Raw genomic sequence first — 21500 nt, 5'->3', positions numbered from 1 at the left:
ATACACCGATCAAAAACCGCCTGAAAGTCCCGTACTTATCTTTCTAAGGTCAGAAGGCTATATAACATCACCGGTATCCATATCGCCGTCATACCGTCTTTGTTCGTTAATGATACTAAGAAGTGAAGGAAAAGAAGACGCTTTTGGATCGATCCGGGAGCTGGAGGGTGATAGTAGCAGTGCGGTAAAAAAAAGCCCCACAAACTTATCAGGTAGAATTATCGGAAAAACCGGTGTAAGCCAGGCTTTTATAGCGAAAAAAAATAAAAGGAGCAGGCTGACCAAAAACCGTTTCGTTAAACGCATTGTTAAATGCGTTTAAAGGCGTCTGCTTATCAAAAAGTGTCCCTTCCATAAACCACTGCTTACAGAAGGTACCCTGTCTACACCGAAACAATCAGGGGTTCAGAACCGGCTGTTTATCAACCTCTTCAACGAACTCCTGCCGTACTATTTTAGCGGTTTTGTGGTCGCCGGTATGGCTCCAGCCCGGTGGCATAAAAATGTACAGGAATTTATTCTTCAGGCCGGGTGCCTTCCGAATGTCTTTGCCCAACGCGTAAAATTCACCGAAATACACATCCCAGAAATTGTTCGGGTTCATTTCGCGCGTAATCCCGTATTGCATCGGAACTTCTTTCTTCTCGTGTTGCAACGTTCCAAACACATGATCCCAGATATTCAGTAGGTTACAAAAATTCGTATCCATATACAGCGGATTCTTGGCGTGGTGAACGCGGTGGTGCGAAGGCGTCAGAATGACTTTTTGCAGAAAGCCCAACCGACCGTCTCGCAGCACATTTTCGCCGATATGAATCCAGGCCCCCCAGGTTCCGTCGATGAACATAATGAGAAACAGCAAAACCGGGTTGACGCCCAGCAGAATACAGATCGTAGTCCGGATAATATCGGCATAGGGGGCTTCCAGAAAAAAGTGGGCATAGGTCACCGAAAGATTCATGTCTTCCGGGGCGTGGTGTGTCGAATGCAGGCACCAGAACAACCGTACTTTATGGCCCAGATAATGGTAAACAAAGTGGGCCAGTTCCCAGACGACGTAGCCGTAAATGAACCAGTACCAGGTTGGCGTGGTGGTAATGATGGCGTATTTTTCAAACAAACCGATGCATAACGCTACCATCGCAAAGGAGATATACCGCCCGATGAACCGGTTAAAAACAATGATGAAAAAGGACATCTTGTAATGATCGACCTTGAATTTTTTATAAAAAAAGGCCCGGGCAATTTCAAACAGGAGCAGGAGCGGAATCAACGGCGACATGGCCGACCGAATCCCTTCCCAGGTGAGCAACGACGAATAATCGCCCGATTCAAACATGTTGAGCCAGGATCGGACGCCAAAAAAGGAGATTAGTTCGTGGTAAAGGGTTTGAAAAAATTCCATGATCGTCAAGTAATTTACAAATTTCAGGAATAACGCATCGGTATTTGAAATAATTTTCATCCAAAAATACAAATTTATCGAATGCAATCAAAGTGTGAAGGCTACCGACCGGGCCCTTCAGGACATTCGACGATTCGGGCAACCGGTTTTCCGTCAGTAATTGGCAATCAGGTCGAAAAGGGGCTGGCTGACGGGAAGCAAATCGCCGTTTTGGCGCAGCTTTTGCCTTGGATTTCTGTCAGAAAAAGTGTTATTTTGCGGGTCTGTAAATTTTTGTGTAACAAACAATGGCTTTAATTAACAAGATCAGAGAAAAATCAGGCCTGGCGGTAGGTATTATTGCTGTCAGTTTGATTTTATTTATTGTGGGAGGGGATTTGCTCGGTTCGCAGAGCTTGTTCAGTGGACAGGACCAGAACGTGGGCGAGATCGCCGGCCAAAAGATTTCCTATCAGGAGTTTAATGCCAAAGTGGACGAAGCCCGGGCTGGCTACGAGCAGCAAACCGGCCGGCCGGCATCCGAACAGGACCAGGTTCAACTCCGTGATCAGGCCTGGAATCAGTTTATTTTAGACATTGCTTACCAAAAAGAATACGACGCGCTCGGTTTGGCAGTCACCAAAGAAGAACTCGTCGATATGGTACAGGGTAACTACATCAGCCCGGCAATCCGGCAAACCTTCACCGACCCCAAAACCGGCGTATTTGACAAAAATGCGGTTATTAATTACCTCAAAAGCCTGAAAACGCTGCCGCCGGAACAACAAATGGCCTGGGCAAATTTTGAGAAAAACCTGAGCGCAGACCGCATGCGGACCAAGTATGAAAACCTGCTCCGTCTGTCGTCGTTTGTCACCACGGCCGAAGCCCAGAAAGAATACCAGGCACAGAACAGCCGCGCCGATGCCAAATTCCTGCTGGTTCCTTACTACTCGGTTGCCGATACGACTGTAAAAGTGACCGACAGCCAGTTGCAGGAATACCTGGATAAGCACAAAGATGAATACAAGAGCATTAACAGCCGCACGATTCAGTACGTGACGTTCCCGGTGGCGCCTTCGAAAGAAGACAGCACGGCGCTGTATGAACAAATCAAAACCCTCGCACGCGGGCTGGCCGCAGCCCCGAACGACTCGTCGTACGCCCGGATGAATTCCGATGTGCAGGCTCCGTTGTATATGACCCTCGGTGAAATGCCTGAGCAGCTGAAAGCCACGGTCGGGACATTCGCTCCGGGCGGTGTTTACGGACCGTACAAAGAAGGTAACACGTATTTTATCTACAAATACAGCGGACAGAAAAAAGATACCAGCTATACGGTTCGGGCCAGCCATATCCTGATCCGGTCGGCCGGTGGCGATTCGGCCAAAGCCGCAGCCCGCGCCCGCGCCGAAGGCATTCTGAAGCAAATTCAGGGCGGTGCCAGCTTCGAAGTGATGGCGCAGACGAACAGCGCCGATGGTTCATCGCAGCAAGGTGGCGATCTGGGGTATTTCAAGAATAACAACCAGATGGTGAAGCCCTTCCAGGATGCGGTTTTTGGATTCAACGGCACCGGCCTGATTCCGCGTCTGGTCGAAACGGACTTCGGTTTTCATATTATCAAAATAACGGAACCCAAAACGAACACCCTGTACCGGATTTCGACCATCGGTAAAACCATCATGCCGAGCCAGGCGACCCGCGACGAAGTGTACCGCAAAGCCGAACAGTTTGCCACAGAAAGCAAAACGAAGGCCGAATTCGACGAAAACGCCAAGAAAGATAAAACGCTGGTTATCGCTACTGCCGAACGTATTCCGGAAAACGCCACCAGCGTCAATGCCCTCGGCAGCGCTCGTGAACTGGTTCGTTGGGCGTTCAACGACGATACGGACCTCAACGATGTTTCATCGGCCATTGAGGTGGACGATCAATACGTCGTTGCCGTCTTGACCGGCGAAACCTCCGAAGACGAGTCAACGGTGGATGCCTTCCGCCAGGAGCTGACCACCAAAGTGCGCAATCAGGTGAAAGCGGAACAAATTATTGCCAAACTCAGCAATGCCTCCGGCACACTCGAGGCCATTGCGCAGAAATACGGCGCGGGTGCGCTGGTCGAGACCGTCCCCGATGTCAATCTGGCAAACGGTTTTCTGAAAAGTGCGGGCGTTGATCCGCTGGCAGTTGGTAAAATCTTTGGCCTGAAAGCCGGTAAACGATCGAAGCCTTTTGCGGGTGATGCCGGGGTTCTGATCGTGGAAACAACGACAACGACGCCCGCTCCGGCCGTAGCCGATTACACGATTTACAAGAACCAGTTGCAGCAAAATGCCAGCAGCCGGGTTGGTTTCATGATCAACGAAGCCATTCGGGATAATTCCAAAATCAAAGATCGTCGGGCCAAATTCTATTAAGAACCTGGCTACCCGAGCAACAAAAAAGCTTCCCGAAACCGGGAAGCTTTTTTGTGGGAATAGGTTTTCTTAGTTCTTCTTCAGGAAAGCCACCAGCTTTTCAAAAGCTTTCCCCCGGTGGCTGATCGCGCTTTTTTCGGCCATACTCATTTCAGCGAATGTGCGATCATAACCATCCGGTACAAAAACCGGGTCGTAACCAAAACCGCCGGTACCGCGCGGCCCGGTCAGGATTCTACCTTCCGCAATCCCTTCAAAAACCGCATAGTTTCCGTTGATAACCAGCGTAATTACCGTTCGGAACCGGGCGGTCCGGTCGGTAATGCCCGCCAGATTGGCCAGCAATTGGGTTAAATTTCGTTCGTAACTACGCGGATGGCCGCCGTAATAAGCGGAATGCACCCCCGGTTCGCCGTTCAGGGCATCAACTTCCAGGCCTGAATCATCGGCGAAGCAATTGACGCGGTAGTGATCCCAAACGTGCGCGGCTTTCTGACGCGAATTCCCCAAAATGGTGTCCTGCGTCTCGGGGATTTCTTCGAAACAGCCAATGTCTTTCAGCGTCTTCAGATCAAACTGATCGCCCAGCATGGCCGAAATTTCGGCGAGTTTGCTGGCATTATTCGTGGCAAAACAAAGCGTCATGGAGGGTATGAATTACAAAAAAGGCTGCCTCGTTGAAAGGCAGCCCAATTCCGTGAAAAACCAGCTTATTTGGCGCTGACAATCTCGATATCAAACGCCAGGGGGGCATACGCCGGAATGGGCGATTTGCCCAGCGGGCCGTAGCCAATGGAAGAAGGCAGGACAATAGTAGCTTTTTCACCGACGCGCATTTTGACCAGTGCTTCGTCCCAGGCCGCAATAACGGCTCCGGTACCGACGTTAAAATCCGCGCCGTCGGTACTGGCATCAAACTGATTTCCGTTCAGCAGTTTACCGGTATATTTGATTTTTGCCGACTGCCCCGCCTTCACCAGCGCAGAATCCGGATACGCTTTGGTTAGCAGAAACCGCAAACCAGAGGTAGTTTTCTCAGCCGCTGTCAGCTTATTAGCCACCAGATAATCCTGAATCTGTTCTTCCTCCGTCCGCACGCTGATCACCTTGATGTCGTAGCGAACGGGGGTATAGGCTGGCAACAGCAGGTTACCACTCTTGTTGTCGGTCGGATCGTAGGGAGCTAGTACGGTGGCTTCTTCGCCTTCTTTCAGCAATTGCAGGCTGTTGTAAAGCCGGGCCGTAATGGCACCCTGCGTGGGAGCCCCAATCGTTGCAACATTCGGCTTACCCGTTGTGGTTTCGGAGCTATCGACGATAACACCATCCAACCGGCTCTGCACAAAATAATACTTTACTTCGTCGCCTTCTGCGGGTGCCTGTCCATTCGGGACGGCCTTGGTTCGTATAATGTACAAACCGGTTGCCTCGTCCTTTTGCTCTTTCCCTCTCAGGTTATTTTTGTCGATATACTCATTTATCTCCTGTTCGTTCTCGCGTCGTTTCCGGTCGTTCAGCGCTTCTCCCGGATCGGGTTGGCAACCCAACTGCGAAACGAGGATCCCAATCAGCGAAACGGTAAGAGGCCATTTCTGCCAATTTTTCATCACCTTCATTTTACTCGTCTAGATAAAGTGGTTGTTGACACGGCGGTTTGGGGTGCCTGCCGCCCCTGTTTGTAAACAACGAACCCGATACAAATCTGGTATCGGGTTCGTCGATAGATTTTATCGCTCGGTTACCGGCCGCCGTTGGGCATCGTCGGCGGTGTTGGCGCAGCGCCTTTTTTGATATCAACCAGTTCGACGTCGAACAGCAGTACAGAATTCGGCGGAATCGCGCCCGGAGACCCTTCGGTTCCGTAGGCCAGGCCCGACGGAATAATCAGTGTTCCCTTGCTGCCTTTCTGCAATTTCTGAATGCCTTCATCCCAACCCGGAATCACCGCGCCCTGCCCCAGCGGGAAATCAATTCCGGCCTGCGTCTGCGGATTTTTATCCGAACTGTCGAACACCTTGCCATTCATCAGTTTACCGGTGTATTTCACCTTGACGACATCCCCCGCGCTGGCCGTCGGGCCGGTTCCGGGTTGCGTAATCACGTAATAAAGACCCGTGGCGGTTTTTTGCGCAGCCAGTTTATTTTTGGCCACGTAATCGGCTATGGTTTTTTCGTCCACGCCTTTCTGTTTTTCCCGCAGCGTAACCTGCGCCTTCTGGAACTCTTCCATCGACTGGATATCCAGGACTTTGATGGTGTAGGCAATATCCGAACCTTTCGGGATAAACGGCGGCAGTTGTTGCATCGACCGGGCCGCAATCGAATCGGCATTGACGTAAATCGTTGCACTATCGCCTTTGCTCAACAAGGCCAATCCTTCTTCCAGGCTGCCTTTGAAGGTCGAAGCCTGCAGGGGCTGTTTCACCGGGGAGCCGTTCTGGTAGCTACTGCCCAGTGTCGAGTCTTTACTATTTTTAACGGTTATATGAAATGTCATCACGTCGCCGACTTTCGCCTTAGGCGTATCTTCTGCATCTTCGTGAAACTTGTACTTCAGGCCGTTTTCGGTTACTTGGACCCGGTTGTTGTCGCAGGAGGCCAGTACCACGACCAGCAGAGCGAGTTTACTAATGGATTTGATTGTCATGAAATTAGAGTTTGTAGTCGGTAGTTTGGTTGTTGAAATTTGTGGCTAACTACACACCACAAACGGTTTCGTATTCAGTAAGCAAGTTTTCAGTTTACGGTATTCGGTTTACGGTTTTGGGTTGCTGATGGCTTCAATCGCTTGGCCGTGTATGGCCGCAACGGGAAACCAAAACCCTTACTTTATTTTCAAACCGTCTCCAGGAGTTGTTCCTGATAGGCCGGCAAGACATTCAACAGTTTTTCTTCGGTTTGCTTCAGCGTCAGGGTCGTTCGGCCTCCGGCGGCATTTTTGTGGCCTCCCCCGTTGAAATGCTGGCTGGCCAGGTCACGCACCGAGAAATCGCCCACCGACCGGAACGACATTTTCACTTCATCCCCCCGATCAATCAGAATCGCCGACATCACCACCCCTTCCACCGCCAGAGCCTGGTTAACCAGTCCTTCGGTATCACCCATTTTCGACCGAAACCGCTTGAGTTCAGCGTCTGTAATGGTAATGTAAGCAAACCGGTATTCGGGCAGAACCACTAACTTTTCGGCCAGTACATACCCCATAAACCGCAGTTTATCCAGCGAAATGTTGTCGTAAATCCGGCGGTGAATCGGACTGACGTTGATCCCGATATCGATCAATTCTGCCACGACGCGGTGCACATCGCCGGTCGTACTCGCGTGCCGGAACGAACCCGTATCAGTCATGATGCCCGCATACAGGCATTCGGCAATGGGAACATCCACCAGGTGTTTATCGCCCACCTGATCAATCAGTTGAAAAATAAGCTGGGCCGTTGCGGCCGCTTTGGTATCCCAGTACGTATAATCGGCAAACGCTTCCGGTTCCAGGTGATGATCGATCATGACTTTTTTGGCCCGCGACTGCCGCACCAGCGGTTCCAGGTCCCGGATGCGGTTCAGGACGGAAAAATCAAGGCAAAAAATCACATCGGCCTGTTCAACCAGTTGTGCAATCTCAACCCGCTTCTTCTCATCAAAAACCATTACGTCCTCATTCCCGCTCAGCCAAAACAGGTTTTCGGGGTAATCCGTCGGCGTTACCACCGTTACGCGATGATTGCGTTTTTTTAAATACCCCGCCAGCCCCAGCGACGACCCCATAGCGTCCGCATCGGGATTTAAATGGGTGGTAATCAGCACCGTCTGGGGCTTTTCAATCAGTTCACGGATGGCGTTAAAATCTTGCATTTACAAATAATCCCACAGAAGCGGGCAGGTATCAATTCGCAAAATTACGAAGAATTGTTATGTAATCTTTATACCTTTAGGGCCAAATAATATTTTGTTTCACAACCTGATGACGACGAACCGTACGTTCACGATGATTAAGCCCGACGCCGTTGCCGAGGGCCATTCCGGTGCTATCATTAAAATGATTGAAGAAGCCGGTTTTCGGATTGTAGCCGTAAAAAAAGTCCAACTGACCAGCGAGCGCGCCGGGCAGTTCTACGCCGTCCATAGCGAACGGCCTTTTTACCAGGGTCTGTGTGCTTATATGTCATCCGGCCCGATCATTCCCATGATTCTGGAAAAAGACAACGCTGTTGCCGATTTCCGGAAACTGATCGGCTCCACCAACCCCGCCCAGGCCGAGGAAGGCACGATTCGCAAGCGGTTTGCCAAGTCGATCGAATCCAACGCCATTCACGGTTCCGACTCCGACGAGAACGCCAAAATCGAAGGCGATTTCTTCTTCGCCGGAATCGAACAGTTCTAAGGTCTGAACCGGGATTCTGCCGGTGAAAAGAGCGCCTTTCACCGGCAGAATCCCGGTTCAAAACAGTTTAATGCTCTGATAGTACTTACAAAAGTGCGTCAAGGCGCATTCCGTGCATTTGGGCGCGCGGGCGATACAGACGTACCGTCCGTGCAGAATCAGCCAGTGATGCGCTTTGGGGACGTACTGCTCCGGAATATACTGCACCAGGGCTTTTTCGACGGCCAGGGGAGTGGTGGCGGTTTTGGGGACCAGTCCCAGCCGGTGTGACACGCGAAAAACGTGCGTATCAACGGCCATTGTCGGCTGGTTAAAAATCAGCGACGTAATGACGTGGGCGGTTTTGCGACCAACGCCGGGCATTTTCTGCAACTCCTCCACCTTCGCCGGAACTTCGGACCCAAACTCCTGCGTCAACACCTTGGCCATCCCGACCAGATGTTTGGCTTTATTGTTCGGGTAGGACACGCTCCGGATGTAGCTAAACACCTCCTCCACCGACGCAGCCGCCAGCGATTCCGGTTCCGGAAACCGCTCGAACAACCTGGGTGTCACCTGATTAATTCGCTTATCGGTACACTGCGCCGACAAAATAACCGCCACCAGCAATTCATACGGATTGCGGTAATGCAATTCGGTATTCGGCTCCGGAAAATTGGTAATGAAATAATCAAGGAACAGGCGAAAGCGTTCTTTCTTTTGCATAAAGCAACTATAACTCCTCCGCTCATCTCTGATTTTCTCTGCTTACCTCCGCGAAATAGTTTTTAAAGTTGTTTCGCGGAGGTGAGCAGAGGTAAAAGAGTTAAGCGGAGAAAACAGAAACCCGTCGGCCTGAAGGAATCAGACGGACGGGCTTGCCGTGTAATTTCTCGAAAAATTCAGGATGTTTTGAATGGTTGAGTCCGCCGGAGTCCGTTCGATCTTGTTCATCAGGAACTTGACCTCCAGCGTATCGAGGTAGAAACTCATTAATTCCGGTTCAGCCATTAAGGCGTCTTCGATCAGAAGGTTTTCCTCGGCAGAGGTTTCCTCGTACACATACCGGATTACGTCATCGTTGGTAAAAATTTGTATCATAGTATGGGGAACGTTTGCTTAGTTGCTTCCGCAAATTGATTAAAGCATAACGCATTCTCCCCAATGCCGTATTGATACTGACTCCGGTTGCGTCGGCAATTTCCTGGAAACTCATTTCCTCGTAATGCCGCATAATCAGAACCTGTCGTTGCTGCTCGGGCAGCCGTTGAATCAGCTCACGCAGATGTTCGTGTGTCTCCTGCCGGATCTGCACCGACTCGATCGAGTCTTCGGCAAATTCCAGCGAATTGAACACATTACTCCCATCTTCAAACACTACATTGGGGTAGCGTTTTTCCTTTCTAAAAAAGTCGATAGCCAGGTTGTGAGCGATCCGAATAATCCAGGGCAAAAATTTCCCCTCTTCGTTGTACTTACCGGATTTTAACGTTTCCACCGCCTTGATGAAGGTGTCCTGCATTAAATCTTCGGCAACGTACTGGTCCTTTACAATCAGATAAATCGTGGTATAAACTTTCGATTTATGGCGCTGGACCAACTTCTCGAAGGCTTTTTCACTACCGCGGATGTACAGGGATATAAGCTCACTGTCGCTAACCTGCAATTTGTCCATTTTCAGTAATCAGTTAGGTAACGTAGAGCTTTGTGTCGATAGTGTGTGAGCGTTGGGATTTTTAGTGAAAGATCTGATTGTATGTCTCAAAATAAACTATTTTCATTTTCTTTTGCAATAGGCGGAAAAATAAATTTCATAGAAAATAGTCAAAATATAACACTTTATTGTGCAAATTGTAAAAAAAACTTCCATTTGTAATCATTTCATTATTTTAGTCTTATTCGATGAATGATTTGCATTCTTTTGGCCGGCCCATGGGATAGACCCCATTCTCCCCTAAAGGGTTTAAATCCTCCCCATTATTTCGATAAATTTCAGAATCGTAGCCTGGGAATTTTACCGACCTTTGCAGCTCAATGACTATACGAAATTCATCGGCAATGGGTTTGAATGAACGTATGTTTTTTTGAGACTGTGTTCCAGGCATCTGCGTATGTATAAACATCTTTTTTTTGACCTCGATCATACCCTCTGGGATTTTGATCGAAACTCGGCGGAATCGATCCGGGAGTTATATGAGCAATTCCGGCTGGCGGAGATGGGCATCGAATCGGCGGACATATTCAATCAGCATTTCATCACAATCAACCGCCAGCTCTGGTCCGATTACGATAATAACCGGATCTCGCATACCGACATTCGCTACCGGCGGTTTCGGATGGTCATGGAAGCCATCGGTGTTTCGGACCATTCGCTCTGCGACGAAATGAACGAAATGTATCTGCAGCTCCTGCCCCGAAAACCGCACCTGATGGAGTCGGCCGTCGACCTGCTGGACTACCTGAGAAACCGCTATGTGCTGCACATCATCACCAACGGTTTCGACGAAATCCAGGCCACGAAAATGGCGAGTTCGGGCCTGACTGATTATTTTCAGCACGTTATCACCAACAACAAAGCCGACGCCAAAAAACCGGACCCGCGTATTTTCGAGTTTGCGCTGGCGACCTCGGGCGCGCGGGCCACGGAAAGTCTGATGATTGGCGACAATTACGAAGCCGATGTGCGCGGTGCCCAGAACGCGGGCCTGGATGTTGCTTATTACAACGTTTCCAGCCTACCCATCGACGGCCCCGCTCCCACCTTCGAAATCCGACACCTGAAAGAATTAATGGCTATTCTGTAGACCTTTTATGCAACTGACCAATTCTACAGCCCTGATTACCGGCGGTGCTTCCGGCCTGGGTGAAGCAACGGTTCGTCTGTTCCATTCGCTGGGGGCGAACGTTGTGATTCTGGATCTTAACGAAGACAAGGGCGAAGCCCTGGCGGCCAATCTGCTGGACCGTGCCCGGTTTATCCGCACGGATGTTACCAGTGAAGCCGACGTCCAGGCCGCCGTCGATCTGGCGATTCAGGAATTTGGCAGTTTGCAGATTACCGTCAACTGCGCTGGAATTGCCGAAGCCCGCAAAACCCTCGGCAAAGTGGATGGCAACTACGGCCCGCACGCACTGGCGGTTTTCGAAAAAGTGGTCAAAATCAACCTTATCGGTACGTTCAACGTTATCCGGCTGGCGGCTTTTGCCATGGAGAAAAACGCCCCGAATGACGAAGGAGAACGGGGCGTGATCATCAACACGGCTTCGGTGGCGGCTTACGACGGCCAGATTGGGCAGGTCGCCTACGCAGCCTCCAAAGGGGGAATCGCCAGCCTGACCCTGCCCGTTGCCCGCGACCTGGCTAAAACCGGCATCCGGGTGATGACCATTGCCCCCGGTTTGTTCGAAACGCCCCTGCTGCTGGGCTTGCCCGAAGAGGCCCGGCTTTCGCTCGGCCAGCAGGTTCCTTTTCCGCCCCGATTGGGCCGCCCGCACGAATATGCGTTGCTGGCCAAAGCCATTGTGGAAAACCCCATGCTGAACGGGGAAGTGATTCGCCTGGACGGAGCGATTCGGATGGCCCCGAAATAGCGCTAAAATCTTATTGCAGGCTTATCAGCGCTCCAGCGGTTTTCCGAAAAACGTCCCTTCGCTACCTTCCACCGCAAACCGGGCGAACAGTTCTTCCGAATACCACCGGCGCTCGCGCGTTCGCCGGACCACCTCTTTGTGGCCGCTTTGCCGGTAGGCAAACTGCTCAACCGCTTTCTCGTTTCGCCAGATACTGATCGTGCACTGCTGCACCACCGGTTTTTCGCCCACACCCAGTGCCAGCAACAGATCGTCGGTCTGTGCTTTCAGTCGCTGCCGAACCTGCGGGATGTGTCGCCAGAAGTCGGGTAATGCCGCCAGCCGAATGGTGGCCCGGGTCAAAACCGCGACCGGAACATCGTCTGCCAGCGGACCCGGCGACGCCTGAAAGGGGTTCTGACCATCCCATGCCCCGTGCGACCGGATTGGTTGCAAATAAAGGGTTCCGGTTTCCTGCGTGCCTTCGGCGGTTTTGCTCCAGGCTTCGGAGTCAAAGAAAGACCGGGCGGCTTTTTCGTCGCTCCAGCCCCCCAGGAAAACGTAGGCCGACAGATCGGGAATCAAGCCAAAATTTCGGCCGACCCCCATCATTTTCTGGAACCGCAGTCCGTCGGCCCGAAACGGATGCATCGTCCAGCGGCCCATATTGGCAAAAGCCCGGTACCACCGACGGGGCGGATACCGTAACAACGTTATTGTCACAATCACTTTACAAACAACCGTTGGCTAGTTCCGGTCTGTACTCAAATACTTACAGAACCGGTGGGTTGTTTACCACCTGCCTGTTTTAGGACCAAAAAATAATTTCTTACTGCTGGCCTGAACAGAAAACTAGGAAGCGGTTTTTCAGGCGGAACTGTTCAGATAAGCCAACAAGTTGGGTAATATTTTCCACACAACAAAGCCGCTCCAAACCAGGGTGTTGGAGCGGCTTTGTAACTACCTAACTGAAAACTACTTATTGTCGTTGTCAAGCTTTTCACCGGCTTTGTCAAAGGCATCACCAATGTCTTTACCAGCTCGCTTAAAGCCTTTTTTTACGTCCTTCCAGGCCGATGCGGTCGCGTTCTGGGCATCTTTCAGATCCTGATTCAGTTCCTGCTTTTCTTCTTCCAGCTCCGCCAGTTTTTTGCGTGATTTAGCCTTGGCTTCAGCGCTTTCTTCTTTAATATCAGCCCGTAACTTGTCCATTTTCGCGTCGAGCTTCTGCTGTTGCTCCTTGATATTAGCAATAGCTTTATCGCGTTCCTCCCGGAAATCAGCAGCCGCTTCATCGCTTTTGGCTTCTATCTTATCACCCGCATCCCGGGCATCCGCTTCGACGGCTTCACCGGTATTTTCCATCGCATCTTCGGTGCGGGATTCATTTTTACCATCATTTTGACACGATGCCAGCCCCAGGGAAGCCACAACCACAGCGACTCCGGCCAGCATCCGAACCTGTTTAAACGTCATCATGACCTTTTTCATAGCAATATCGGATTAATTGGTTTGTAAAAGCCCGGTGGCAAAACCCGTGCCGAAGGAGGGAAAAGAGTTAAGAGTTATGAGTGAAGAGTTATGAGTTTTTCAGCTTGCGTCAGCCAACTCATAACTCTTCACTCATAACTCTTAACTCCCTTAAAGGCTTTTCCACTTGATGGCGCAGCCGATGGCTTTGGATGTGGTGGTAACGACCGGGCGGCTGGCCAGAAGGTTGTTGACGGCGTCTTCGACATACCGCCGTCTGACGCCTGATGCACTTTGCGGATTGTCGTCAATCGCACCCGCGTATTCGACCGTAAAATGATCGCCGGCCTGTTTCAGCACAAAGGCTTCCGGCGTCCGGGTGGCGCCAAACACCCGGGCTATGCTTTGGGTGTCATCGACCAGATAAGGGAACGGAAAATTCTTTTCCTGCGCCCGGATTTTCATGTTCTCGAAGGAGTCTTCGGCGTAGGCCGACGGATCGTTGGGCTGAATGGCCAGGAGCGGAAATCCAAAAGGAGCATATTTGCGGTCAAGGGCAATCAGCCGCTCTTCGTAGGCTTTGGCAAACGGACAGTGGTTGGTCGTAAAGACCACAATAACGCCCTTACCGTTTTTATAATCAGACAGCGAAACCATCCGCCCGTCGACGTTTTTAAGCTTAAAATCCTGCACGACATCGCCCAGGGCGTACACCCTGGGACCGTCGGAGCGGGATGCGGGATCAAAAGTAGCCGCGACGGCAATCATCATTACCGCCAGCAGGCCTATCAAGGTTTTCATAATCCTTTGTCTGTCAGCCAGAAAACCACCTCTTCGTAGGGTCGTGCGCAGCCGGAACCCATCCACTTCCTCCGGCAAGGTACAGGGCGGTTTCCCATTCCTACGAGCTAAAAAACCGCTTACCCGGAAATGGGAGCAAAATTCGTGCTAAGTCCCAAATAGCCAGGCTTTTTCATGCCAGAATAACATTTCCGCAGAATAGATGGTTCTGGTTTCTTTTTTCAAACAAAAACTTCTATATTTGCACCTCATTTCTGAGAAACAACATTTTCTGTATCAATCATGTATGCAATCGTAGAGATCGCAGGGCAGCAATTTAAAGTTGAGAAGGGCCGTTACGTCTACACCCACCGGTTGGAAGGCGACACGGACGCTGCACTTGTGTTCGACAAAGTTCTCCTTGTCGATAATGGCGGTTCTGTATCGGTAGGCGCCCCGACCGTCGCTGGCGCTCAGGTTTCCGGTAAAATCCTGGAACACCTGAAAGGCGAAAAAGTAATCGTCTTTAAAAAGAAACGTCGGAAAGGCTACAAGAAGAAAAACGGCCACCGTCAATACCTGACCAAAGTATTAATCGAAGACATTACAGTATAATGATCGTTTAAGGTCTAAAGTTTAAGGTTTAAGGTGTCCTGCTTTAAACGTTAAACGTCAAACCTTAAACCTTAAACTTTCTAACAAAATGGCACACAAGAAAGGTGTAGGTAGTTCTAAGAACGGCCGTGACTCGATCAGCAAACGTCTGGGTGTGAAACTGTTCGGTGGCCAGGCTGCAATTGCCGGTAACATCATCGTTCGTCAGCGGGGCACCAAACACCACCCTGACAAAAACGTCGGCATCGGTCGCGATCATACGCTGTTCGCCCTGGTCGATGGTTCGGTTCACTTCCGCAAAGGCCGGGATGGTCGCTCGTTCGTGAGCGTGATTCCCGCAACGGCAGCTGAGGCTCCCGCGGCTGAATAAGGCTTTCCGCTGCCCAGGCAGCAACCCCGTATAAAGACCTGTCTGGCATTCCCGGACAGGTTTTTTCGTGTTCGCAAACTAATCCCGACCGGCTGCTGTTTTCCCAATACCGGTTTCCTGACAGGACCGGTTTGATTAATCCTCAAGCACATGACTTCTACGCTGTATCCCGCAATAACGCTTTATACCGAAAGCAGTCCGAACCCCAACTCAATGAAGTTCGTCGTGAACTTTCCGCTGGTTCCGGAAGGGCTTTCGTTCGATTATGCCGATGCCTCCGAAGGGTTGCTGACCGGTAAAAACTCCCCGCTGGTGGTGGCCCTGTTTGGCTTCGATTACGTCAAACGGGTGTTTATTGCCAGCAACTTCATCACCGTTACCAAGGATGAAGAAACCGAATGGGAAGACGTGCTGTTCGAACTGAAGCAGTACATCCGGTCGTACTTCAACGATCAAAAACCGGTTTTTGCCCAGCAGACGATCGATTCCAATACCACCAAGGTAGAGGCTGACTCGCCGACGATTCAGAAAATCAAGGCGGTGCTGGACCAATACATCCGCCCGGCCGTCGAATCCGACGGCGGAGCCATCAGCTTTCACTCGTTCAATGACGAAACCGGAACCGTCAAAGTGTTGCTCCAGGGTTCGTGCAGCGGTTGCCCGTCCTCAACGCTCACGCTGAAAGCCGGAATTGAAAATCTCCTCACTCGTTTAGTGCCCGACGTAAAACAAGTCGAAGCCGAAGGCGTTTAAAGAGTTAAGAATTATGAGTTAAGAGTTAGGAGTTAAAAAGGCTTGCGATGATAGAGTGCGTCAGCCAACTTTTAACCCTTAACTCTTAATTCCTAACTCATAACCCTCGTCTAATGCGTTTCCTACTCTTTTTTTGTCTGGTAACAACCTCGGTTACAGCGCAAAATATGCTGGGCGTAGCGTCCAGTCCGTACGGCGGCACCCAAAGTATGTACCTCAATCCCGCGTTTGCGGCCGATTCGAAATACGGTTTTTACCTGAACCTTGTTTCCGGGAACGCCCATCTCAACAACGATTATTTCCGGTACCAGGCTCCGTACTCGCTGACCTCGCTCATCCTGAACCGGGTGCCGGGCCAATACAAGCTGGCCGACGGCACGGTTTTGTTCCGACCCGAATACCTGGGCGAAACGTCCAACGGCAAACCCAAATCTGCGACGGCCTGGACCGATTTTCGCGGTCCTTCCCTCCTGCTCCGGCTCGGCGAAGGGGGCGCCATCGGTTTAACGACACGGTTGCGGGCGGCTGCGCAGGTCAACAATGCCTCCGAATCGTTGCTGTCCGTGGTGCGGGCGGGGCTGGAAGACGCCCGGTTTTACAACATTCCCAGCCGGGATAATCAGTTTTCGGTCAACACGAACACCTACGCGGAAGTCGGGTTGACGCTGGCGGTCACCCTCCTGCAGGACGATTACCAGCAACTTTCGCTCGGCGCTACCGTAAAACGGTTGCAGGGTATCACCGCCGGTTTTCTGAAAAATAATGGCCTTTCCTACCGCATTCTGTCGGATACAGCCCAACAGGACACCTATTACCTGCAGGTCGATCAACTCAATGCCGATCTGGGCTACACCACGTATTTACAGGACAAAGGCCGCTCCGTTTCGGTGCGTCAATTTTTCGACGGGAACAACCCGGGCCGGGGCTGGGGCGCCGACATCGGCCTTTCGTACCAGCTTAAATCCGACGATCCGGATCATTACGCGCTCCGCCTGGGGGTTGCGTTGACCGATCTGGGGACGATTCGCTACCGAAGAAGTAGCTATGTCCGGCACTACGCCATCCAAACGACGAATCAGCGGTTTACGTCCACGGATTTTAACGAAGCACGCGGCAGTGAAGGCATTGCAAAAGTTCTCGAAAACCGGCTGGACCTGACCGAGGCCAACAATACCGGTCAATTCGACTCCGGGTTACCCACGGCGCTTTCGGTCAATGCGGACGTCCATCTCGGCAGCGGTTTTTACCTGACCGGCACCCTGCTGCAGGATGTACGGGGCAAAGAGGCCGTGGCCATTCGGCAACCGTCGCTCATTTCGGTTGGGCCCCGGCTGGAAACTTCGGCTGTTGGCGTCGCGGTGCCGCTTACGTTCATCAACAATTCCTTTGTCGCGGGGGTCTCCCTCCGGGTGGGGCCGGTTTTTCTGGGAACCGACAACCTGTTTGGCATGATTGGCAGTAATTCGAATAAATTGCGCCCGCGCGGGGCCGACATTTACGCCGGACTGGCCCTGGCCAGCCTGCGCCGAAAACCGTAAACCTGAGCGCATGAAAGGCTTAAGCATACTAACAGGCTTGTTTCTGATGCTCCGGACGATGGTTTGTGTTTCGCAAACCGATCCGGCTTCGGGCCCGGTGGATGAATACACCATTCGGATTGAAACGCGGGAACGCAACGGGCGTCCCATTCCGGCAACGCTGACCATCACGAACGAGAACACCCGAAAAGTGCAGCGCGGAACCCTGCAGTCGGGCTCGTATACCGTGGCGCTGGCGGCCGGGAGCGTTTACCGGCTCGATGCCAACCATACCGGTTACCGCCCGGCCCAGAAAGTGCTCCGGCTCGATCGCGTTTTCGACCCGAAGCAGTCCCAGCAAACCGTGCTTCTGGAAATGGACCGGGAAGTTTCCAGCGAATCCCCCATCAATGTTACCGTGGTGGATTATGACACCAAGCAGCGGATCCTGCAGACGCTCAATGTGCAGGTGCAGGAGTTCAACGGAAAGCGGGTGATCATGACCGGCCCTCCGCGCGAAGGTCGTTTTACGTTTCTGGCCGAATTTGGGCAAAGGATTCGTTTCACCGTTGAAGTGGCTGGCTATCAGCCGTATGAATACACGGTGGATGTAAAAGAACAGCACGACATTACCATCCGGCTCCAGCGCGCCCGACCGGTAGCCGCGCCGGAACTCCCCCGGACGGAGTCGGCCCCTGTACCACCCGCGTCCACGGCACCCGCAACCGTTGCTCCACCCGTTACGACCAGTCCGGCACCAGCCACCGCCCCGCCGGTTATTACGGAGACAAAACCGACAACGGGCCCTTCAACCCCGCCGGCCACTACGGATTTATCAACCCTGACCACCGGCAAGACCGTCACGCTTGACAACGTCTATTTTGACCAGAGCAGTTACCTCCTCCGGCCCGAGTCGCACCCGCAGCTCAACCAGTTGGTTGCCCTTCTGAAAAACCGGCCGGAATTGAAAATTGAGATTTCGGGCCATACCGACAACGTGGGCGACCCGCGGCTGAACCTGGCCCTTTCCGAAAACCGGGCCCGGGTCATCACGTCGTACCTGATCGGACAGGGAATTGCCGAAAACCGGCTCCGCTACAAAGGGTACGGCCAGACAAAGCCTATTACCCCAAACGATACGGAGGAAAATAAACGGAAAAACCGCCGTGTCGAGGTCCGGCTGCTGGAGTGAACCTTACTGCGCCGACGAAATGGAGGTGATGGTCAGCCAATGCTGATAAACTTCGCGCATTAATTCCTTAATGCCTTCAAAATAAAGGGGTTTATTGATGCAAACCGTCGCGCCCAGGTCGAGGCACATTTCGGTTTCACCCTGATTCTGGGTATTGACAAACAGCACCACCGGGATGCGTTGCCAGGCCGGATTGTCCTTGATCCGGCGTAGGGTATCAAATCCGCTCAACCCCGGCATATACTTATCCAGAATAACGATCCAGGAAGTCTGGGTTTCCAGCGAATCAAGGGAAGCTTCCTGCATATACTTCAGCAATTCGTCCCCACTGGCAAACTCCCGGATGGGAGCGACAAGTTCCGATTCCACCGCCATTCGCATCAACAATCGGTCTTCCTCATCGTCATCGACCAAGAGGACGGTCGGTTTCCGGTCAGCGTTCGTAGACTGTGTTTCCATACGATCCGTTTTTTCAACAAGAATCGCTAATCAGCGCCAATCTATAAACCCATTCAATAGGAAAACAAAAAATATTCGGAGGGCAGCCGCCGAAGCCAACCCGAAAGACCGGCTTTAGTGTAAGAATACCGGATCATCAAAGTCACCGGAGCCCGACGGCAAGCAGGAAGTCACCGGGTAATCAGGACACTACCGCTCCGGTGTGGCTGTGCATCGCCGGGTTTAATGACATACTGGTAAACGGCGGGCGGCAACGCCTGCCCGTTGCTCCGGCCATCCCAGGGCTCGGTATAGCCTTTGGAGACAAAAACCGGGTTGCCCCAGCGGTTATACACTTCTACCGTACAGTCCGGGTAGTCACCGATGCCACGGATCACCCAGCTGTCATTCAGTCCGTCGTTATTGGGCGAAAAGGCATCCGGAATGTAAAGAGCCGTCATCACGGTTACGCGAAGCCGGGCCGTGAATTCGCAGCCCTGGGGCGACGTAACCCGCACCTGATACGTCGTGCTGGTGTCGGGACTGGCATACGGCTGCGCCACCACCGGGCTGCTCAACCCGAGGGAGGGCGTCCAGTAATACGTAAGCGTATCGTTTCGGGTGACGTTCAAGGGCGTTTCGCTGCCCCGCCGAACGATGGCATCGGCCACCTGAATGAAGGGCGCTGAATGCACCACGACGGTCTGCCGGGCGCGACCCGGGCACGTATTTCCGGGTACACTCAATGTATATGTAATTACAAATTGGCCCGGACCGGTTTTGCCCGGATCAAATTCCGTTCCGGCCACGGCCCCAGCCGCCCGGCCAACGCCCGCAAAGATGCCCCCACCCGGTTCGGCGCTCAGCGGCAGCCGGTTTCCGGCGTTTTCACAAACCGCTGGCAGGGGCGCCATTGAAACGGTTGGAGCGGTTTTAAAATCCAGTAAAACTTCTTCCGAAACGGCCTGGCACTGGTTGGTATCGGTCACGGTCAGCACGTAATGCCCGGGTAGCGTGACGGGCAAAGTTGCACTTACTTCGCCAGCCAGCGCCTGGCCGGTATTGCTCCACTGGTACTGGTACGTAGGGCGGGCCAGGGCATTCAGACGGATGGTATCGCCCGAACAGGCCGTCGTGCGCGTGGGGGGCAAAATCGAAGCCTGTGGTTTGGGATGAACCTGCACCCGTACGCTGTCGGTCGTTACGCAGCCGGTGGTTGCGCTGGTGATCTGGACTTTGAACGCCCCGGTTTCGTGGGGTTGGTACGTGTTTGCTTTCGAACCCGGAATCGAGCGATCGTCCTGGAACCAGGCGTAGGAATAATTGCCTTCGGGTGCCCTCAGAATCACGGATTTTCCGTCGCAGAACGTAGTCGGGCCGCTGGTGGTCAGCTTTAATGTTTCGGCATCGGCCAAATCCACCCGAACGCTGGTCTGCGCGGGACTCGGCTTGCCGCAGGTCGTCCGGAACTGCTTGATAACGGTATACTCCCCGGATGCACTGACCACCAGCGTGGCCGTTGTGTCGCCTTCCAGGTTCTGACCGTCGCGCTGCCACTGAAAGGTCCAGGCCGGCGACAATTCGGTTTTGAGCGTAATACGCTGCCCCTGACAGGCCGACACACTCGTTACCGCGCCATTTGCTGCCCTGGTAATTTTCGCATTTTCAGGTGCTTTTTCCAGCGCAATCACCGGCGCGGGGGGCGTGTTGGTGGGACAATCGACCACGGCCAGTTGAAAATCGCGCCGGACGGAACCGATCCGTTTCCCATCCCGAAACTCTTCGCACAAAACCGCAAAGGCAAACAGCCCGACCTGACTGGCCGTTACGCTCAACTGACCCGTTCCGGGATCGATTGTCAGCGCGGGCGAACCGGGCACGGAATTGGTTACGCTGAAACCCGGTTTCCAGGTCACTGCCGGATACGACGAACTGGGCTGATTATCAAAGGCAACCCCTTGATTAGTAAAGCCTTTATAGGGTGTAACGATCGAATATTTCAACTGATCGCCGTCGGCATCGGTGGCTTTGAAACTGAACGTGAAGGCTTGTCCTTTGCAGGCGTATTCGCCGGTTGGTACCGAAAAAGTCGGGGATGAGTTGGCAACGGTTTTAATGGCCGGAAAATCCAGGTAAAATACCATGCCCGATTCATCGGCCATCTGGATATTATCAATGGCTCCGCTCCGGCAACAAACGCCGTGAACGACATAATACCCGTCGGGATCATCAAACCGGTCGGGGTCCAGTTCAATATCCTTGCTGTAAATGATTTCGGCTAATTTCAACGGCCGAAGCTGGGCACAGGCCTGATTCGAAGCCGCCAGCGCCTTCTGACTCAGCAACGGCAGTTCAAACTCGCCCATCTTGAGGTTATCCCGCCGGCGGTAAATCGCTAGTTTAACGGTCGGTTTGATGTCGCCGGCACTGCTGTTCTGCTCGTCGATAAACAAATCGAGCGATAACGTATAGTGACCGGTTGTGCCCCGGTTTTTGAGCTGAATGTTTCCGCCGACGATGTGCGAAGCTGATACCCAGCCGCTTAAACCGAGAAAAAGTAAAATGAATAGAAAAGTATCCCGTTGAGCCATAGACTACGTGCTATCCCGACACTAATCTTACAAAAAGTAAGCC

At 52.4% G+C, this 21500-nt stretch carries 22 protein-coding genes; 9 read left to right on the top strand and 13 right to left on the bottom strand.

All coding sequences use genetic code 11. The annotated features are described in order from the left end of the window. Positions 1 to 397: 397 nt before the first annotated feature. Positions 398 to 1405 (bottom strand): sterol desaturase family protein, encoded by a 1008-nt coding sequence (locus ACFPMF_RS11945; RefSeq protein ID WP_379844915.1) that lies wholly within the window; start codon positions 1403 to 1405, stop codon positions 398 to 400. Positions 1406 to 1692: 287 nt separating this feature from the next. Between ACFPMF_RS11945 and ACFPMF_RS11940 the strand changes: the two genes are divergently transcribed. Further along, positions 1693 to 3801 (top strand): peptidylprolyl isomerase, encoded by a 2109-nt coding sequence (locus ACFPMF_RS11940; RefSeq protein ID WP_379844913.1) that lies wholly within the window; start codon positions 1693 to 1695, stop codon positions 3799 to 3801. A gap of 69 nt (positions 3802 to 3870) precedes the next feature. Here ACFPMF_RS11940 and rdgB read toward each other — a convergent pair whose 3' ends face one another. From rdgB to ACFPMF_RS11920, 4 genes are all read right to left on the bottom strand, one after another. Then, positions 3871 to 4446 carry an RdgB/HAM1 family non-canonical purine NTP pyrophosphatase gene (rdgB, locus tag ACFPMF_RS11935; protein ID WP_379844910.1) on the bottom strand — a complete coding sequence of 192 codons (576 nt, stop codon included), beginning with the start codon at positions 4444 to 4446 and terminating at the stop codon, positions 3871 to 3873. Positions 4447 to 4511: 65 nt separating this feature from the next. Continuing rightward, the gene (locus ACFPMF_RS11930) at positions 4512 to 5408 is read right to left on the bottom strand and encodes an FKBP-type peptidyl-prolyl cis-trans isomerase (protein WP_379844907.1); all 897 of its coding nucleotides are present in this window, start codon (positions 5406 to 5408) and stop codon (positions 4512 to 4514) included. A gap of 131 nt (positions 5409 to 5539) precedes the next feature. Then, positions 5540 to 6448, bottom strand: a complete 909-nt coding sequence (locus tag ACFPMF_RS11925) for an FKBP-type peptidyl-prolyl cis-trans isomerase (RefSeq protein WP_379844904.1) — start codon at positions 6446 to 6448, stop codon at positions 5540 to 5542. A gap of 188 nt (positions 6449 to 6636) precedes the next feature. After that, positions 6637 to 7653: a DHH family phosphoesterase gene (locus ACFPMF_RS11920; protein ID WP_379844902.1), complete on the bottom strand. Its 1017-nt coding sequence runs from the start codon at positions 7651 to 7653 to the stop codon at positions 6637 to 6639. A 109-nt stretch (positions 7654 to 7762) separates the two neighbouring features. Between ACFPMF_RS11920 and ACFPMF_RS11915 the strand changes: the two genes are divergently transcribed. Then, the gene (locus ACFPMF_RS11915; protein ID WP_379844899.1) at positions 7763 to 8182 is read left to right on the top strand and encodes a nucleoside-diphosphate kinase; all 420 of its coding nucleotides are present in this window, start codon (positions 7763 to 7765) and stop codon (positions 8180 to 8182) included. A gap of 57 nt (positions 8183 to 8239) precedes the next feature. Here ACFPMF_RS11915 and nth read toward each other — a convergent pair whose 3' ends face one another. The 3 genes from nth to ACFPMF_RS11900 all read right to left on the bottom strand — a co-directional run bounded on the left by nth (position 8240) and on the right by ACFPMF_RS11900 (position 9836). Then, positions 8240 to 8887 carry an endonuclease III gene (gene nth / locus ACFPMF_RS11910; RefSeq protein ID WP_379844896.1) on the bottom strand — a complete coding sequence of 216 codons (648 nt, stop codon included), beginning with the start codon at positions 8885 to 8887 and terminating at the stop codon, positions 8240 to 8242. A gap of 138 nt (positions 8888 to 9025) precedes the next feature. Beyond that, entirely contained in the window at positions 9026 to 9262 is a 237-nt protein-coding gene (locus ACFPMF_RS11905) for a hypothetical protein (protein WP_379844893.1), read from the bottom strand. Then, entirely contained in the window at positions 9237 to 9836 is a 600-nt protein-coding gene (locus tag ACFPMF_RS11900) for an RNA polymerase sigma factor (RefSeq protein WP_379844890.1), read from the bottom strand. Before ACFPMF_RS11900 ends, ACFPMF_RS11905 begins: the two co-directional genes overlap by 26 nt. Positions 9837 to 10272: 436 nt before the next feature. Here ACFPMF_RS11900 and ACFPMF_RS11895 point away from each other — a divergent pair, with 436 nt between their 5' ends. Then, positions 10273 to 10965, top strand: a complete 693-nt coding sequence (locus ACFPMF_RS11895; RefSeq protein ID WP_379844887.1) for a YjjG family noncanonical pyrimidine nucleotidase — start codon at positions 10273 to 10275, stop codon at positions 10963 to 10965. Between the two features lie 7 nt (positions 10966 to 10972). Beyond that, entirely contained in the window at positions 10973 to 11752 is a 780-nt protein-coding gene (locus ACFPMF_RS11890) for a 3-hydroxyacyl-CoA dehydrogenase (RefSeq protein ID WP_379844884.1), read from the top strand. Positions 11753 to 11776: 24 nt separating this feature from the next. On the opposite strand, the gene ACFPMF_RS11885 is transcribed toward ACFPMF_RS11890, so the two are convergent. The 3 genes from ACFPMF_RS11885 to ACFPMF_RS11875 form a co-directional block, all read right to left on the bottom strand. Further along, positions 11777 to 12460 carry a DUF3291 domain-containing protein gene (locus ACFPMF_RS11885; protein WP_379844881.1) on the bottom strand — a complete coding sequence of 228 codons (684 nt, stop codon included), beginning with the start codon at positions 12458 to 12460 and terminating at the stop codon, positions 11777 to 11779. 246 nt (positions 12461 to 12706) lie between these two features. Beyond that, positions 12707 to 13222 (bottom strand): sll1863 family stress response protein, encoded by a 516-nt coding sequence (locus ACFPMF_RS11880; protein WP_379844879.1) that lies wholly within the window; start codon positions 13220 to 13222, stop codon positions 12707 to 12709. Between the two features lie 150 nt (positions 13223 to 13372). Next, entirely contained in the window at positions 13373 to 14002 is a 630-nt protein-coding gene (locus ACFPMF_RS11875) for a thioredoxin family protein (RefSeq protein WP_379844877.1), read from the bottom strand. A gap of 282 nt (positions 14003 to 14284) precedes the next feature. Between ACFPMF_RS11875 and rplU the strand changes: the two genes are divergently transcribed. From rplU to ACFPMF_RS11850, 5 genes are all read left to right on the top strand, one after another. Beyond that, complete coding sequence (gene rplU, locus ACFPMF_RS11870; protein ID WP_038121560.1) at positions 14285 to 14596, top strand: 50S ribosomal protein L21; 312 nt, start codon at positions 14285 to 14287, stop codon at positions 14594 to 14596. Positions 14597 to 14684: 88 nt separating this feature from the next. After that, complete coding sequence (rpmA, locus tag ACFPMF_RS11865; RefSeq protein WP_379844874.1) at positions 14685 to 14966, top strand: 50S ribosomal protein L27; 282 nt, start codon at positions 14685 to 14687, stop codon at positions 14964 to 14966. 150 nt (positions 14967 to 15116) lie between these two features. Beyond that, positions 15117 to 15719, top strand: a complete 603-nt coding sequence (locus ACFPMF_RS11860; protein WP_379844871.1) for a NifU family protein — start codon at positions 15117 to 15119, stop codon at positions 15717 to 15719. Positions 15720 to 15832: 113 nt separating this feature from the next. After that, positions 15833 to 17257: a DUF5723 family protein gene (locus ACFPMF_RS11855; protein ID WP_379844869.1), complete on the top strand. Its 1425-nt coding sequence runs from the start codon at positions 15833 to 15835 to the stop codon at positions 17255 to 17257. 10 nt (positions 17258 to 17267) lie between these two features. Further along, positions 17268 to 18428, top strand: coding sequence for an OmpA family protein (locus ACFPMF_RS11850; RefSeq protein ID WP_379844866.1), 1161 nt, complete (start codon positions 17268 to 17270; stop codon positions 18426 to 18428). A 3-nt stretch (positions 18429 to 18431) separates the two neighbouring features. Here ACFPMF_RS11850 and ACFPMF_RS11845 read toward each other — a convergent pair whose 3' ends face one another. Together ACFPMF_RS11845 and ACFPMF_RS11840 are read right to left on the bottom strand one after the other, a co-directional pair. After that, on the bottom strand, positions 18432 to 18887 hold the full coding sequence (locus ACFPMF_RS11845; RefSeq protein ID WP_379844863.1) for a response regulator: 456 nt from the start codon (positions 18885 to 18887) through the stop codon (positions 18432 to 18434). Between the two features lie 170 nt (positions 18888 to 19057). After that, positions 19058 to 21457, bottom strand: a complete 2400-nt coding sequence (locus ACFPMF_RS11840) for a gliding motility-associated C-terminal domain-containing protein (protein WP_379844860.1) — start codon at positions 21455 to 21457, stop codon at positions 19058 to 19060. Positions 21458 to 21500 lie beyond the last annotated feature (43 nt).

It is taken from the genome of Larkinella bovis (assembly GCF_042655385.1).
GTDB lineage: Bacteria > Bacteroidota > Bacteroidia > Cytophagales > Spirosomataceae > Larkinella > Larkinella bovis.
This window is presented reverse-complemented; position numbering and strand designations above follow the sequence as displayed.

Excerpts from the sequence above, each read along its gene's own strand:
- ACFPMF_RS11945 (WP_379844915.1), bottom strand. The coding sequence starts at position 1,405 with ATGGAATTTTTTCAAACCCTTTACCACGAACTAATCTCCTTTTTTGGC.
- ACFPMF_RS11940 (WP_379844913.1), top strand. The coding sequence starts at position 1,693 with ATGGCTTTAATTAACAAGATCAGAGAAAAATCAGGCCTGGCGGTAGGT.
- rdgB (WP_379844910.1), bottom strand. The coding sequence starts at position 4,446 with ATGACGCTTTGTTTTGCCACGAATAATGCCAGCAAACTCGCCGAAATT.
- ACFPMF_RS11930 (WP_379844907.1), bottom strand. The coding sequence starts at position 5,408 with ATGAAAAATTGGCAGAAATGGCCTCTTACCGTTTCGCTGATTGGGATC.
- ACFPMF_RS11925 (WP_379844904.1), bottom strand. The coding sequence starts at position 6,448 with ATGACAATCAAATCCATTAGTAAACTCGCTCTGCTGGTCGTGGTACTG.
- ACFPMF_RS11920 (WP_379844902.1), bottom strand. The coding sequence starts at position 7,653 with ATGCAAGATTTTAACGCCATCCGTGAACTGATTGAAAAGCCCCAGACG.
- ACFPMF_RS11915 (WP_379844899.1), top strand. The coding sequence starts at position 7,763 with ATGACGACGAACCGTACGTTCACGATGATTAAGCCCGACGCCGTTGCC.
- nth (WP_379844896.1), bottom strand. The coding sequence starts at position 8,887 with ATGCAAAAGAAAGAACGCTTTCGCCTGTTCCTTGATTATTTCATTACC.
- ACFPMF_RS11905 (WP_379844893.1), bottom strand. The coding sequence starts at position 9,262 with ATGATACAAATTTTTACCAACGATGACGTAATCCGGTATGTGTACGAG.
- ACFPMF_RS11900 (WP_379844890.1), bottom strand. The coding sequence starts at position 9,836 with ATGGACAAATTGCAGGTTAGCGACAGTGAGCTTATATCCCTGTACATC.
- ACFPMF_RS11895 (WP_379844887.1), top strand. The coding sequence starts at position 10,273 with ATGTATAAACATCTTTTTTTTGACCTCGATCATACCCTCTGGGATTTT.
- ACFPMF_RS11890 (WP_379844884.1), top strand. The coding sequence starts at position 10,973 with ATGCAACTGACCAATTCTACAGCCCTGATTACCGGCGGTGCTTCCGGC.
- ACFPMF_RS11880 (WP_379844879.1), bottom strand. The coding sequence starts at position 13,222 with ATGAAAAAGGTCATGATGACGTTTAAACAGGTTCGGATGCTGGCCGGA.
- ACFPMF_RS11875 (WP_379844877.1), bottom strand. The coding sequence starts at position 14,002 with ATGAAAACCTTGATAGGCCTGCTGGCGGTAATGATGATTGCCGTCGCG.
- rplU (WP_038121560.1), top strand. The coding sequence starts at position 14,285 with ATGTATGCAATCGTAGAGATCGCAGGGCAGCAATTTAAAGTTGAGAAG.
- rpmA (WP_379844874.1), top strand. The coding sequence starts at position 14,685 with ATGGCACACAAGAAAGGTGTAGGTAGTTCTAAGAACGGCCGTGACTCG.
- ACFPMF_RS11860 (WP_379844871.1), top strand. The coding sequence starts at position 15,117 with ATGACTTCTACGCTGTATCCCGCAATAACGCTTTATACCGAAAGCAGT.
- ACFPMF_RS11855 (WP_379844869.1), top strand. The coding sequence starts at position 15,833 with ATGCGTTTCCTACTCTTTTTTTGTCTGGTAACAACCTCGGTTACAGCG.
- ACFPMF_RS11850 (WP_379844866.1), top strand. The coding sequence starts at position 17,268 with ATGAAAGGCTTAAGCATACTAACAGGCTTGTTTCTGATGCTCCGGACG.
- ACFPMF_RS11845 (WP_379844863.1), bottom strand. The coding sequence starts at position 18,887 with ATGGAAACACAGTCTACGAACGCTGACCGGAAACCGACCGTCCTCTTG.
- ACFPMF_RS11840 (WP_379844860.1), bottom strand. The coding sequence starts at position 21,457 with ATGGCTCAACGGGATACTTTTCTATTCATTTTACTTTTTCTCGGTTTA.